The 14197-nt window shown below is 66.6% G+C and carries 11 protein-coding genes and 1 pseudogene; 6 read left to right on the top strand and 6 right to left on the bottom strand.

Features of this window, described 5'->3' with window-relative positions; translation table 11 throughout:
• Positions 1–122 (top strand): annotated as a pseudogene (locus AC6RA4_RS15465) (alpha/beta fold hydrolase); the annotation flags it as partial.
• Between the two features lie 118 nt (positions 123–240).
• On the opposite strand, the gene AC6RA4_RS15460 reads toward AC6RA4_RS15465, so the two are convergent.
• Positions 241–1209: a LysR family transcriptional regulator gene (locus tag AC6RA4_RS15460; protein ID WP_500161795.1), complete on the bottom strand. Its 969-nt coding sequence runs from the start codon at positions 1207–1209 to the stop codon at positions 241–243.
• A gap of 90 nt (positions 1210–1299) precedes the next feature.
• Here AC6RA4_RS15460 and hisD point away from each other — a divergent pair, with 90 nt between their 5' ends.
• Positions 1300–2613: a histidinol dehydrogenase gene (hisD, locus tag AC6RA4_RS15455; protein ID WP_500161793.1), complete on the top strand. Its 1314-nt coding sequence runs from the start codon at positions 1300–1302 to the stop codon at positions 2611–2613.
• A gap of 195 nt (positions 2614–2808) precedes the next feature.
• Here hisD and AC6RA4_RS15450 read toward each other — a convergent pair whose 3' ends face one another.
• Positions 2809–3153, bottom strand: coding sequence for a hypothetical protein (locus AC6RA4_RS15450; RefSeq protein ID WP_500161791.1), 345 nt, complete (start codon positions 3151–3153; stop codon positions 2809–2811).
• A 243-nt stretch (positions 3154–3396) separates the two neighbouring features.
• Between AC6RA4_RS15450 and lepA the strand changes: the two genes are divergently transcribed.
• Positions 3397–5199: a translation elongation factor 4 gene (lepA, locus tag AC6RA4_RS15445; RefSeq protein ID WP_500161789.1), complete on the top strand. Its 1803-nt coding sequence runs from the start codon at positions 3397–3399 to the stop codon at positions 5197–5199.
• A gap of 359 nt (positions 5200–5558) precedes the next feature.
• On the opposite strand, the gene AC6RA4_RS15440 is transcribed toward lepA, so the two are convergent.
• Positions 5559–6011, bottom strand: coding sequence for a DUF4168 domain-containing protein (locus AC6RA4_RS15440; protein ID WP_500161787.1), 453 nt, complete (start codon positions 6009–6011; stop codon positions 5559–5561).
• Positions 6012–6498: 487 nt separating this feature from the next.
• Here AC6RA4_RS15440 and AC6RA4_RS15435 point away from each other — a divergent pair, with 487 nt between their 5' ends.
• Positions 6499–7098 carry an outer membrane protein gene (locus AC6RA4_RS15435; protein ID WP_500161785.1) on the top strand — a complete coding sequence of 200 codons (600 nt, stop codon included), beginning with the start codon at positions 6499–6501 and terminating at the stop codon, positions 7096–7098.
• 105 nt (positions 7099–7203) lie between these two features.
• Here AC6RA4_RS15435 and AC6RA4_RS15430 read toward each other — a convergent pair whose 3' ends face one another.
• The 3 genes from AC6RA4_RS15430 to AC6RA4_RS15420 are packed head-to-tail and all read right to left on the bottom strand — an operon-like array spanning position 7204 to position 12894.
• Positions 7204–8586: an efflux transporter outer membrane subunit gene (locus tag AC6RA4_RS15430; RefSeq protein WP_500161783.1), complete on the bottom strand. Its 1383-nt coding sequence runs from the start codon at positions 8584–8586 to the stop codon at positions 7204–7206.
• The gene (locus AC6RA4_RS15425; protein ID WP_500161781.1) at positions 8583–11696 is read right to left on the bottom strand and encodes an efflux RND transporter permease subunit; all 3114 of its coding nucleotides are present in this window, start codon (positions 11694–11696) and stop codon (positions 8583–8585) included. The genes AC6RA4_RS15430 and AC6RA4_RS15425 overlap by 4 nt, the downstream gene beginning before the upstream one ends.
• A gap of 4 nt (positions 11697–11700) precedes the next feature.
• The gene (locus AC6RA4_RS15420) at positions 11701–12894 is read right to left on the bottom strand and encodes an efflux RND transporter periplasmic adaptor subunit (protein WP_500161779.1); all 1194 of its coding nucleotides are present in this window, start codon (positions 12892–12894) and stop codon (positions 11701–11703) included.
• Positions 12895–13139: 245 nt separating this feature from the next.
• Between AC6RA4_RS15420 and AC6RA4_RS15415 the strand changes: the two genes are divergently transcribed.
• Together AC6RA4_RS15415 and AC6RA4_RS15410 are read left to right on the top strand one after the other, a co-directional pair.
• Positions 13140–13469, top strand: a complete 330-nt coding sequence (locus tag AC6RA4_RS15415; RefSeq protein WP_500161777.1) for a hypothetical protein — start codon at positions 13140–13142, stop codon at positions 13467–13469.
• A 213-nt stretch (positions 13470–13682) separates the two neighbouring features.
• Positions 13683–13937 (top strand): hypothetical protein, encoded by a 255-nt coding sequence (locus tag AC6RA4_RS15410; RefSeq protein WP_500161775.1) that lies wholly within the window; start codon positions 13683–13685, stop codon positions 13935–13937.
• The last annotated feature ends 260 nt before the right edge of the window (positions 13938–14197 follow it).

Raw genomic sequence — 14197 nt, 5'->3', positions numbered from 1 at the left:
TCCGGGCGCTGTTCCCCGAGTCGCGCTTCGCCAAGATCCCCGGCGCCGGCCATTGGCTGCATGCCGAAAAACCGCGCGAATTCGAGGCGGCGGTGCGCGCCTATCTGGCAGCCACCGACTGACAGATTCAGGAAAATCGAAACTGCGCGGGGCGTTTCCGAAATGGGCACGCGCAAGGCTTGATCCGTTCGGCGAATGCCCCCTTTCTCCCCGGAGAAAGGAGCCCCGATGCCGCCCGCGCTATTCTCCGACCAGAACGCGAAGATCGTCCTCGAGCCAGGGCAGCTGGCGCAGCGCCGGCTCGATCACCAGCTCCGAGACCAGCTTGCGCATGGTGCGGGCTACGTCGCGCGGCACCCGGTCGCTCCAGTCAGCATCGGCAAACAGCGAGATGGTGCGTGCGAACGGGCTGAAGGGCAGCGGGTGCGCCTCCATCTGGTCGTGGAACCGGCCTGCCCGCATGTAGCCCAACGGCGTGGTGATGCCCCAGCCGACCCCGCGCGCCACCAGCGTCATCAGCGACAGGTGGGCGCCGATCTCGAAGCGTTCGGGGAAGTCGAGTTTCTGGCGCTTGAGATGCGCCTCGATCTGGCGCCCGATGAGCTGGTCGCGGTCGTAGCGCAGCATCGGCAGCCCGTTCATCAGCGCCTCCGCGCCGCCCGCCTCGGCCAGCGCACCGCGGGCGCAGACCAGCACAAACGGGTCGCGCACCAGCGGATACTCGACCACACCGTCGGTCACTCCGCCCGAGCTTGCCGCGATGGCGATGTGCAGCTTGCGCTCGCTCATCGCCTCGCCGATCTCGTGGCTCGGCGCGGTGATCAGCTTGAAGCGGCAGCGGGTCATGCTCTCGGCCAGAATGGTGACGAGCTTGGGCGTCAGATCGTTGTCGAAATCGTCGATCACCCCGAGGTTCAACGTGCTGAGATGGGTCAGGTCCATCACTGTAAGCTCGTTCTGCGCCAGCCGCAGCTGGCTCAGCACCGACTGGGTGCGCAGCAGGAACGAGCGCCCCGCCTGGGTGAGCCGCATCGGGCGGCGGCCGTGGTCGACCAGATCGGCGCCGAGCGCGGTCTCGAGGTTGCGCATCTGCTGGCTCACGGCGGGCTGGCTCAGCCCGGTCATCTCGGCCGCCTGCGCCACCGAGCCGGTCGCCGCCAGCGCCTCGAACACCTCGAGACCGCGCAGCGTCACGCCCTTCATCAACATCGGTTCTCTCCCGCCCCGGCGCGGACGCACCGCACCCCAGATATTCACCTTTTGTGAAACTCCCTCCTCTCAAGGTCAAGCGTTGCCGTCATGTCCCATGCCTCTCCGATCCAGCACCTGAAACCCGCCCCCGGCCTGCCGCCGCAGAGCGCCGCCGACATTTCCGACACCGTGGCGATCATGCTCGCCCGGTTGCGGGCGGGCGGTGACGAGGCGGCGCGCGACTATGCCAGCCGGCTCGACGGGTTCGACGGCGCGCCTGAGATCACGACTGAGGCGCTGGTCACGGCGCAGCGCCAGCTGCCGGTGACGCTGGTCGAGGACATCGCCTATGCCCACGCCAATATCCGCGCCTTCGCCGAGGCGCAGCGCGCCTCCATCACCGAGTTCGAGACCGAGCTGCGCCCCGGGCTCTTCGCCGGTCAGAAGCTGATCCCGCTGGGCTGCGCCGGCGCCTACGTGCCGGGCGGGCGCTACGCCCATATCGCCTCGGCGCTGATGAGCCTCACCACCGCCCGCGCCGCCGGGGTCGACCATGTCATCGCCTGCACGCCGCCGGGCAAGGACGGGCCGCACCCGGCGATCCTGCACGCCATGCACGTCGCCGGTGTCGACCGGGTGCTCGCCATGGGCGGGGTGCAGGGGGTTGCGGCGATGGCGCTGGGGCTCTTCGGCCTACCGCAGGCCGACATCCTCGTCGGCCCCGGCAATGCCTACGTGGCCGAGGCCAAGCGCCAGCTCTTCGGGCCCATCGGCATCGACATGGTGGCCGGCCCCACGGATTCGATGATCCTTGCCGACGCCAGCGCCTCGGCGCAGACCGTGGCGCTCGATCTCGTCAGCCAGGCCGAGCATGGCGGCAATTCCCCGGTCTGGCTGGTCACCACCCACGCACCGCTGGCCGAGGCGGTGTTGCACGAGGTGCCCCGCATCATCGCCACCCTGCCCGAGCCCAACCGCAGCGCCGCCTCCGAGGCCTGGGCGGCGCTTGGCGAGGTGATGCTGGCCGACAGCCGCGAGGCGATGGCGGCGCAGGCGGATCTCTATGCGCCCGAGCACCTGCACGTGCAGGCCACCGATCCCGACTGGTGGCGCGGACGGCTGCGGGCCTATGGCTCGCTGTTTCTGGGCGCCGAAACCACCGTGGCATTCGGCGACAAGGCGGCGGGGCCGAACCACGTGCTGCCGACCGGCCGCGCGGCGCGCTATACCGGCGGGCTCTCGGTGCACAAGTTCCTGAAATGCGTCACCTGGCAGCGCGTCGAAGAGCAGGCGCTGCCGGATCTCGCCCGGGCCAGCGCCGGGATCAGTCGCGCTGAGGGCATGGAGGGCCACGCCCGCGCCGCCGAGGCGCGGCTGTCATCGGGGCGCTCGCGGATCCAGCGCGCCGCTGCGGGAGCATGAGGCGAGGGCGGGCTCGCGCGCCCGGCGGTTGAGCTGCGGGACGTCAGCCAATCACAAAAGGGCGTTCTGCTGCGGCGATCTGAGCCCCGCCGAGACGGAGCAAACACAACGGTGGGCCCGTTTCGGCGCGGACGCAAAGCCACGCCTCTCGGCCTGCGCCGGCTGGGAACGTGGCCTCAGTCAGAGCGAAACCGCTCAGACGCCGGTGCACATGCCCTCGGCCCGTTTCACGAAAGCGCTGTAGCGCTTCCAGAACTCGCGGTCGCGCGCGCGGTCCGACTGGCGCACCTCCTGCGCTTCGTGCGGGTCCTTGTAAAAGCTCACTGCGCGGCGCTGATCGCTGTTGGTCAGCTCCACATTCGCCGCCGCCTGGATGCAGCCGCAAAGCGAGGGGCTGCGGGCCTTGCGTTGCGAGCTGATGCACGCCTTGCTGATCGGGCCGCTTGCCATCCGCGCGACGCGGTAGTCGTTGGCCGACCGGTTGCCGCCTCCGCAGCCCGCCACGAGGGCCAGCGCCAAAACACAGGAAATCACTCTCATCCGCCTGTCACCTTTTCCGCTCGATGCTCCCTTGGGGCTTGTCGCCCTGCTCTGTCGGGAGCTTTTTCGCCAAGATGCCCGAAACCGGGCACGGATTCAATTCACCAGCCCGTCAGATGCGCCGCAAAACCGGCCCGCGTGGCTCCCCTGCCCCGCCCGCCGGCGCGCCATCGCCAAAAGAGCCGCCACAGGCCCACAACTCACCTTGACCGGCCCGCGAAACGACAGCATATCCAGCAAATCATGACCGATCTCGCGCATATCCGTAACTTCTCCATCGTTGCCCATATCGACCACGGGAAATCCACCCTGGCCGACCGGCTGATCCAGCTCACCGGCACCGTCGCCGAACGCGACATGCAGGAACAGCTTCTCGACTCGATGGATATCGAGCGGGAACGCGGCATCACCATCAAGGCCAACACCGTCCGCATCGAATACCCGGCGCAGGACGGCGAAACCTACGTGCTGAACCTGATCGACACGCCCGGCCACGTCGACTTCGCCTACGAGGTCGCGCGCTCGATGCACGCGGTCGAGGGCTCGCTGCTGGTGGTCGACGCGACGCAGGGCGTCGAGGCCCAGACCCTGGCCAACGTCTACACCGCCATCGACGCCGATCACGAGATCGTGCCGGTGCTCAACAAGGTCGATCTGCCGGCGGCCGAGCCCGAGCGCGTCAAGGAGCAGATCGAGGACGTCATCGGCATCGACAGCCAGGATGCGTGCCTGATCTCGGCCAAGACCGGTGTCGGCATCCCCGACGTGCTCGAAGCCATCGTCAAGCGCCTGCCCGCCCCGAGCGTGGGCGACCGCAACAAGCCGCTGAAGGCGATGCTGGTGGATTCGAAATACGACCAGTATCTCGGCGTGATCTGTATCGTTCGCATCATCGACGGCGTGCTGAAGAAGGGCGACCGTATCCGCATGATGAAGACCGGCGGCACCTATGATGTCGACGATGTCGGCGTCTACCGCCCGGCGATGACCAACGTGAAAGAGCTCGGACCGGGCGAGATCGGCTATCTCAACGCCTCGATCAAGCAGGTCCGCGACACCCGCGTCGGTGACACCATCACCCACGAGAAAAAGCAATGCGCCGAGCCGCTGCCGGGCTTCAAGCCCTCGGTGCCGGTGGTGTTCTGCGGCCTGTTCCCGGTCGATGCCAACGATTTCGAGGACATGCGCGACGCCATCGAGAAGCTGGCGCTCAACGACGCCTCCTTCACCTTCGAGATGGAGACCTCGGCGGCGCTCGGCTTCGGCTTCCGCTGCGGCTTCCTCGGCCTGCTGCACCTCGAGGTGATCCGCGACCGCCTCGAGCGCGAGTACAATATCGAGCTGATCACCACCGCGCCGTCGGTGATCTATCACCTCTACACCAAGGACGGTGAGCGCCGCGACCTGCACAACCCCGCCGACATGCCCGACATGTCGACCGTGGACCATATCGAGGAGCCGCGCATTAAGGCCACCATCATGGTGCCCGACGAGTATCTCGGCGACGTGCTCAAGCTCTGCCAGGAGCGCCGCGGCATCCAGATGGATCTGACCTATGTCGGCGGCCGCGCCATGACGGTCTATGACCTGCCGCTCAACGAGGTGGTGTTCGATTTCTACGACCGCCTGAAATCGGTGACCAAGGGCTATGCCTCCTTCGATTACGAGATGATCGGCTACCGCGAGGACAACCTCGTGAAGATGTCGATCCTGGTGAACGACGAGCCGGTCGACGCGCTGGCGATGATGGTGCACCGCGAGCGCGCCGAGATGCGCGGCCGGGCGATGTGCGAGAAGCTCAAGGAGCTGATCCCGCGCCACATGTTCAAGATCCCGATCCAGGCGGCCATCGGCGGCAAGGTGATCGCCCGCGAGACGCTCTCGGCGATGCGCAAGGACGTGACCGCCAAGTGCTACGGCGGCGACGCCACCCGGAAGAAGAAGCTGCTCGAGAAGCAGAAGGCCGGCAAGAAGAAGATGCGCCAGTTCGGCAAGGTCGAGATCCCGCAGGAAGCGTTCATCTCGGCGCTGAAGATGGACAGCTGAGGTCTTCGGGCCCGGTTTGAGACTGCGAAGGGGGTGCCCGCCGAGCGCCCCCTTTTTCGTTGCCGACAGGGAGCAACCGGTCTCAAGCACGGGCGAACGGCTGTACCTCGTCCGCGCGGAATCAAGGGCGCAGGCCGCCGCGCAATCGCAGGCCCGCCCCCCGGGCTGGCGATTTGGTGAAATCATCGCTTTGTTTCGAGGTCCTTCGGATGTGGCCACGATAAATCGAGAGGCTCGACAGTGAGATCGCCATCCCGCGGGCCAGCGACCGCGCGGCTGCACAAAGCCTAGCGCGATAAGCCAAAGAAAAAGCCGCCCCGAAGGGCGGCTTTCCCAATTGTCGGACAGTCAGTCCCGGATCATTCCGTCATGGTCTCCGCGCCGCCCTGCTGGCGAGTCTGCAGCATCGCCATGATGCGCTCGTTGAGCTCGGGGGTGGTCTGGGCGGCCTGACCGATCTCGTTATAGGTCTGCACGTCCATGCCCTCGGTCTCCTCGACGGCGCTGGCCATCTCGGTCTGCGCTTCCTGCACCAGCGCCTGCTTCTCGGCATCCTCGGGCGCCGCCTCGATGCGGGTCATGTAGTCCTGCTGCACCGCCTGCACCTGCATCGCCGCGTCGACGAAGGAGGTCAACGTCTCCTCGCTGAACCCGGCCGAGGGGGTCTCGGGCAGGGTTTCGGGCGCGGCCTGCACCGGCGCTTCGGCGGCGGCAGGATCGTCCTGCGCGGTCTGGGCCATCACCGGCGCGACGGGCGCGGCGATGAGGGCGGCGATCACGGTGGACTTCAGCAGTTTGCCGTTCAGTTTCATGACGTCTCCTTCCGGGGTCTCCGGTTGTGTCGTGTCGTCGGGCACGGGGGCATCCCGCGCCGTCCCCCGAGAGCTATGCAGCCCTCCCCGCCGCTTCAAAGGGGCATGGGCTTTCGCCATGCCGGACAGCGGGGACTTGCCGGAACCGGGCTTTCGCGCTGGCGGCACCCCGCGCACCCGGCTTGACGTTTCGCCCCGCTGCCCAACGCGCGAGACGGCGCGAAACCGGCCCGGCGGAGCGGCGCCGCAAGGAAAGGTTCCATTGACGTGGCGTGAGCTGAGCCAATCCTTGCCAGCCACCGCTCACGCGCCGGCATGTTCCTGCAAACATGGCAAAAAACCCGCAAATTCGTCGCTGTTCCGCAACAGCAAAATCATGTGACCGGCGCGTGTGGAGCGGATCGCCCGGCGCATCGTTATCTCCCCAGTCGCCGCAGCGGACCACTCCCGGTGCGGCGCGAGACACAAAAGCAATGGAGCAGAAGACATGACCTTCAAACCGCTCATCCTCGTCCCCTTCCTCGCCACCCCGGCCTTCGCGGGTTCGCTTGATCAGACCCCGGTCGAGCCCGCGCCGGTGGCGCCCGTCGCCCCTGTCGCGTCGCCGGTCACCGGCGACTGGACCGGTCCCTCGGTCGGTGTCCAGCTGGGCTACGGCTATGCCGACCCGGACGGACCCGAAGAAGACACCTCCGACGGCGCGGTCTACGGCCTCAACGCTTATTATGACCATGATTTCGGCAACTGGGTTGCCGGTGGCGGCGTCGAGTACGAAGGCAGCAATATCGATCTCGGCACCGCCGGCGATCTCGACAGCATCGCCCGCGTCGGCGGCCGGGTCGGCTATGACCTCGGCAAGACCATGGTCTATGGCCAAGGCGGCTATGCCCACGCCACCACCGATGGTGGCAGCCTCGATGCCGGCAGCTCGGATGGCTATTACGTCGGCATCGGCGCCGAGACCTACGTGGCCGAGAACGTCACCCTCAGCGGCGATGTGAAGTACAACGAGTTCAGCGACTTCGACGCAGACGAGCTCGAGGTCGGCGCGACCACCGCCACGGTGGGCCTGAACTACCGCTTCTGATCGCGCTCAGCGCGCAAGGAAAGGGCCGCGTCCGGGATCCCCGGGCGCGGCCCATTTCTGTTCTGACGGCGTCTGCCCCGGCGACAGTGACGGGAGACTGCCGGATCAGCTGTCGTTGCTGGCGACCGTGGCGGTGGTGGTCGGCACCGACCAGCCCTTGCCGGCGGCAACCTGCAGCGAGGCCCAGCTCGACGCCAGATCGCGCACGCTGGCGGCCAGCGTCAGGCGCGCGCTCGACAGCGAGCGCTGCACGGTGAGCAGGTCGAGCAGCGTCGTGGTGCCGCCGCGATAGGTCTCGCGCGACAGCTCGACCACGCGCTCGTTCGACGCGACGCTGCGCTGGTAACCGGCCACGGCGCGCTGGTTGCGCAGGTAGCTGGTCTGGGCGGTCTGCACTTCCTCGACGGCGTCGAGAACCGAGGCGCGCCATGCCAGCTCTGCCTGCTTTGCCTGCGCGATCTGCTGATCGCGCGCGGCGCGCAGTGCCGGCTGGTTCAGCACCGGCAGGGACAGCGCCGGACCGAAGCTCCAGGAGTTGAAGCCCTCGGTGCGGGTGATCGTGCCGCCAAGTGTGACCGACGGATAAAGCGCCGCTTCGGCAATGCCGATCTCGGCGGTCGCGGCAGCCAGATCGCGCTCTGCCGACCGGATATCGGGACGGTTGCGCAGCAGGTCCGCCGGCACACCGACAGCCGAGCTGGAGGACGGTCGCGGCTGCGCGGCCCCCCGCTCGAGACGCTCTTCGATGGTCTGCACCGGCTGCGCCAGCAGCGTCGCGATGGCGTAGGCGGCGGAGTAGAACCCCGTCTCCAGCGACGGCAGCGAGGCGAGGTCGGCATCGAGGCTGGCCTGAGCCTGCGCCTCGTCAAGCGCGGTGGCCGCACCGGCTTCGCGCTGGCTCTGCACCAGCGACAGCGTTTCGCGGCGGGTCTGCAGCGTCTGGCGGCTGATCGCCAGCGCGTTCTGATAGTAGCGCAGGTCGATATAGTTGCTCACCAGCGACGACAGATAGGCCAGCCGCGCCGTGCCGACGCTCAGCTCTGCCGATTGCAGCGCCGCCACGGCCGCCTCGCGCGAGCGCCGCTCGCCGCCGAACAGATCCAGCACGATCGCCGGGTTGAACGAGCCCGAGTCGGTGTTTGTGTTGGTGGTGGTCTCGTTGCCGCTGTTGATGCTCTGCGCGGTCAGGTTGCCGCTGACAAGGCCCGGCAGTCCGGTGGCGCGGGCCGCGGCCTGCGCTTCGATCACCCGCGACAGCGCGGTCTGAATGGTCAGGTTCTGGCTCAGGCCGGTCTGCACCAGATCGTCGAGGATCGAATCGTTGAACGCACGCCACCAATATTGCTCGGTGGCCTGCCCGACCGGTTGCGCCCCGCCATCGGCGAAGGCGACGGCAAGGGTCTGGCTCGGCGCATCGTAATCGGGGCCGACGGTGCAGGCTGCGAGCCCCAGAATCAGGGAGAGCGGTGCAAGTCTAGACGGGGTCATCTGCTCGATACTCCGGGTTTGTTTGCGCCAAGTATTCGCATGATCAGCGCATAAAGGGCAGGGACCATGAAAATCCCAACGAAAGTTGAGGCAATCATGCCACCAATCACACCCGTACCGATTGCATTTTGTGCAGCAGCCCCTGCCCCGCTGGCGGTGGCCAGCGGCAGAACCCCGAGAATGAAGGTCAGCGCCGTCATCAGAATCGGGCGCAGACGCAGCCGCGCAGCCTCGACCGCCGCTTCGGCGATGCTGCGGCCCTGCCCGCGCAGTTCCTCGGCAAATTCCACGATCAGGATGGCGTTTCGCGCCGCGAGCCCGATCGTCGTCAGCATGCCCACCTTGAAGTAGACATCGTTCGACTGGCCAAAGGCCCAGGCCGCAAGGAAGGCCCCCAGCACGCCCACCGGCACGGCGAGCATGACCGAGAACGGGATCGACCAGCTTTCGTAAAGCGCTGCCAGCGCAAGGAAGATCACCAGCGCCGAGATGGCGTAAAGATACGGCGCCTGATCACCCGACTGCCGCTCCTGATAGCTGATGCCGGTCCAGGCGCTGCCGTAGCCGCCGTCGAGGCTGGCGACCATCTCCTCCATTGCGTCCATCGCCGCGCCGGAGCTGACGCCATTGGCCGCCGAGCCGGAGATCTCCAGCGCCGAGGTGCCGCCATAGCGTTGCAGCGACGGCGCGACGGGCTCCCAGTCGGTGGTCATGAAGGCCGAGAACGGCACCATCTCGCCGCTGTCGTTGATGGCGTACCACTTCATGATGTCTTCGGGCTGCATCCGGTGTTCGGGCGCGGCCTGCACGATCACCGGGCGCAGCGATGAGCCGAGCACGAAATCGTTGACCTCGGAGCCGGCGAAGATCACCGACAGCATGCTGTTCACCGCCGAGAGCGAGACGCCGAAGCTTTCGGCCTTCTCCTGGTCGATGTCGATGCGCAGCGCGCTGTCATCCTCGGTGCCGCGGGCATCCACGTTGGTCACAAGCGCGTTGTCGTCGCCAAGCGCCACCAGGTCCTCGGCGGCCGCCTTGAGCGCCTCCGCCCCGTTGCCGGCCTGGTCGATGAGATACATCGAGAAGCCGCCGGTGTTGCCGAGGCCGGGAATCGCCGGCGGCTGCATGATCATCACCCGCCCTGCCCTGTGTCCGGCGAAGCGGGCATTGGCGCGCGCCGCGACATTTGCTGCCGACAGCGCGGGATCGTCCTGACGCGCCTCGAAGTCGCGCATCTTCACGAAGATCATCGCGCTGTTCTGGCCGCTGCCGCCAAAGCCGAAGCCCATCGCCACGAAGGTCGCCTCGACCGCGTCACCCTCTTCGTTGAGCAGGTAGTCCTCGACCTCCTTCACCGTCTCCAGCGTCTGCTGCGAGGTGGCGCCCTCGGAAAGCGAGATCTGCGTCATCAGCACGCCCTGATCCTCGGTCGGGATGAACGAGCTTTCGAGGCGCTGGTTGACCCACCATGCGCCGCCCAGCACCAGCGCCAGAATGCCCAGCACCAGCACCGGGGTGCGCAGGCTTGCCTTGACGCCCGCGCCGTAGCCGTTGGTGACCCGGTCGAGCCCGCGGTTGAACCATCGCGCCGGCGCAAAGCGGATCATCTCGTCGCGCGGACGCAAGAGCCGCGCCGACATCGGCGGCGACAGGATGATCGCCACGAAGAGCGACAGCGTCATCGCGGTTACCATGGTGACCGAAAACTGTCGGTAGATCACGCCGGTCGAGCCGCCGAAGAAGGCCATCGGCAGGAACACCGCCGCCAGCACCACGTTGATTCCCAAGAGCGCCGAGGTGATCTGCCCCATGCTCTTCTTGGTGGCCTCGAGCGCCGAGAGCCCCTCTTCGTCCATGATGCGCTCGACGTTTTCCACCACCACGATGGCGTCGTCGACCAGCAGGCCGATGGCCAGCACCATGGCGAACATGGTCAGCGTGTTGATGCTGAAGCCGGTGGCATAGAGCACCGCGAAGGTGCCCGAGAGCACCACCGGCACCGCGATCAGCGGGATCAGCGTGGCGCGCCAGCTTTGCAGGAAGACGATCAGCACGAGGAAGACCAGCACGATGGCCTCGACCAGCGTGTGATAGACCTGCTCGATGGAGAGCTCGACAAAGGGCGAGGTGTCATAGGAAATGCGGAACTCGACCCCCTCGGGCAGCGTGTTCTCGAGCTGCGCCATCGTCGCCTTGACCGCGTTGGCAGTGTCGACGGCGTTGGCGCCGGTTTCAAGGTTCACGCCGAAGCCCGCGGCGTTCAACCCGTTGAAGCGCGAGTCGCCGCCATATTCCTCCTGCCCGATCTCGACATCGGCCACGTCGGCCAGCCGCACCACGCCGCCATCCTCGTCGGTCTTGAGCAGGATGCGCTCGAACTGTTCGACGCTGGTGAGCTGGCTCTGCGCGGTGATGGTGGCGGTGAACTGCTGGCCCTGCACCGTGGGCTGCTCGCCCAGCGAGCCGACCGAGACGGTGGTGTTCTGGTTCTCGACCGCCGAGACCACGTCCGACGGCGTGAGCTGGTAGCGCGCCAGCGCCAGCGGCTTGAGCCAGATGCGCATGGCATAGCCGGAGCCGAAGGCGTTGATCCCGCCCACACCGTCGGTGCGCTCGATCGGCCCTTCAACGGTCTCGGAGAGGATATCGCCAAGCTGCAGCGTCGAGTGCGCACCATCGGTCGAGACCAGCGCCCCCACCATCAGGATCGACGAGGTCGAGCGGCGGATGGTGACGCCCTGGTTCTGCACCGACGAGGGCAGCTGGCTCTCGACCTGGCTGACCTTGGTCTGCACCTCGTTCTGGGCATCGACCGGATCGACGCTGTCGTCGAAGGTCAGCGACAGCGAGGCCGAGCCCTGCGAGGATTGCGCGGTCATGTAGATCATGCCCTCGAGCCCGGTCATCGAATCCTCGATCACCCGGGTCACCGAGTTCTCGACCGCCTCGGCGGTGGCGCCGGGATAGGTCGCCGAGATGCGCACGGTGGTGGGCGCGATGTCGGGATATTGCGCCACCGGAAGCGACAGAAAGGACCAGGCTCCGGCGAGCATGGTCATGAGCGCCAGCACCCAGGCAAAGACCGGGCGGCGAATGAAGAAGGTTCCCACTGTCTCAGCCCCCGTCCGCGCTGCCCTGCACCTCGGTCACGACCCCGTCTTCCGAGATCGTCACCGGCACGGTTGTCACCGCGGCACCGTCCTGCAAATTTGTGAGACCGTCGACGATGAGGCTCTCTCCCGCCACTACGCCATCGGTCACGACCCAGGCATTCTGATAGCTGCCCTGATCCGACAGCACGCGCTCTTCGGCGCTGCCGTCCACCGCGACAAAGGCGGTCAGGTCACCGTTCGAGGCGCGCGAGGTGGCGCCCTGCGGCACCAGCACCGCCTCGATGGTACCCAGCGTCATGTCGACCCGCAGGTACTGCCCCGGCATGATCCGGCGCTCGGCATTCTCGAAGCGCAGACGCATCTCGGTGGTGCCGGTGGTGGTCGAGACGGTGGTGCCGGGCGAGACCATCTCGCCCTCGCCGGAATAGGTGTCGCCGGTCTCGAGCTCGAGATTGATCTTCAGCCGGTCGCCCCGTTGCAGCGAGCCGCTGTCAAAGCGGTTGCGGATCTCGCCGACGCGGCGGCTCGACTCGGCGACATCGACATAGATCGGATCAAGCCGCGTCACGGTCGTGAGCGCGTCGGTCTGGTTCTCGGTCACCAGCGAGCCCACCGAAACGGTCGGCACCGAAGGAAAGCCCGAGATCGGCGAGGTGATCTCGGTGCGTTCGAGGTCGAGCTGCGCTACTTCCAGCGCGGCTTCCGCCGAGCTGCGGTCGGCCTCGGCCTGCTTCAGCGCGACGCGCGCGGTGGCCATCTCCTCGGCGGTGACGCCGGTGCCGAGCAGGTTCTCGTAGCGCGTCACCGTCTCCTGCGCGGCATCGACCGAGGCTTGCGCCAGATCGACGGCGGCCTGCGCCGAGGCGACATCGGCGCGATAGGTGTCGTCCTCGATGCGGAAGAGCACGTCGCCGGCCTCGACCGGGCGGCCCGATTCATAAACGATTTCCGAGATCATGCCGCCGACCCGCGGGCGGATATCGACCTGCTGATAGGCCACGGCGCGGCCCGGCACGGTGGTGGTGAAGGGCACCGGCTCGCTCTCGAGCGTGATGATCCCGACCTCGGTGGCGCCTCCTCTCGGAGGGCCCCCGGCCTCTTGTGCGCTGCTGTCTCCTCCCCAAGACGACAAAATGACTGTCACCATGGCAAGCCCTGCAAGCCATGACGGGCGATAGACGCAACTCGTGTGCATGAAACCTCTCGTTCGATCGTCTCGAGTTCTGCTCAATTGGAGTACCACGAAACAAAGACCAGTTTCCGTCGCATGTTTTGAAAATATTTTTCTGCACCGCAGAGCGCCTGGGCCTGCGACCCCGCGCCGCTTGCAAAACCGGCGCATGCATTCCACATTGCAGATATAACGGTTTCGAGAGGCGCTTTGCGCTTGCCATCGTGCCGTTGTGAGATACCTTACCTCCAGAGGAAGGAGACTTCGCGATGCCCCGTTTGATCCGTCTGTACATCCTGCAGATCCTTGCCGGCTTCGGCCTGTCGACCGTATTCGTCGGCACCCTGCTCTGGCAGAACGTCGCGAACCTCTATCATCTGGTCACCCATTCCGACGCCGGTCTGCTGGCCGTGTTCCTGCTGTGGCTGTTCAACGGCCTCGTCTTCGCCGGCGTGCAGTTCGCCATCTCAGTGATGCGCATGCAGGACAATGGCACACCTCCCTCGGGCGGCAAACGGGACATGGTGCTCGACTATCAGCCAGTGCGCGTGCCCGTCGAGGAGGCACCCCGCAACCAGCTGACGCGCCGTCGCCACTGAGCCCGGGTTCTAGGCCGATGTCGAAAAAAGCGCCCTTCGGGGCGCTTTTGTCTGTGCCGGGTGTCGGCGGAACGATCTAGGTTTCGGCAACGTTGACCTTAAGGAAGGTGACTTGGAGCGTGGCCCCGTCCCGAAGGACGGGAACGCCCGAGCACCGCAAGCCCGCTTCGACCCGGGCCTCATCTGCACCGAAACAGGAAAAGGACCGCCATCTTGCAAGCTCAGACGATCGCCTTCCTGATCATCGTGCCTTTCGCACTCGCCTTTCTGTACGCCTGCATCCACGAGTACCTGCGATACCGCTCCGAGGGGCGCGCCAGCTATGGGCTGGTCTATAACGAAGAGACCGGCACCACCCATGTCACCGGCATCCCCGAGCATGAGGAAGCCTACGACCCGCAGCATTACGATCCCAACGACTACAACGATCCCGAGATCAACAAGCCGACGGACGACGACAAGACCTAGCCGTCGATGCCGCGAGCCCCGCGTGAGGATCGCGCCGCAACGCCTTGTCCGCCCACGCGTTTGAGCCCCCCCCATGCATCTAACGTGAACGCCCGCCGAGCGCCCGAGCGCCGAGCCGCCCATTCGCGGCACGAGGCCGGCCGGCGCAGGACGCCAAGCCCGTCTGAACGATCTGGGGGGGGGAAGCGGCGGGAACCACGCCAACCGTGGGGTTATCTCATTCCCGAGGACCTGTATATACAGGTGGGCGTCAGGTAACC

It is taken from the genome of Salipiger sp., from assembly GCF_059781815.1.
Note: the sequence above shows the minus strand (reverse complement) of the source record. Positions and strands in the feature narration are given on the sequence as shown.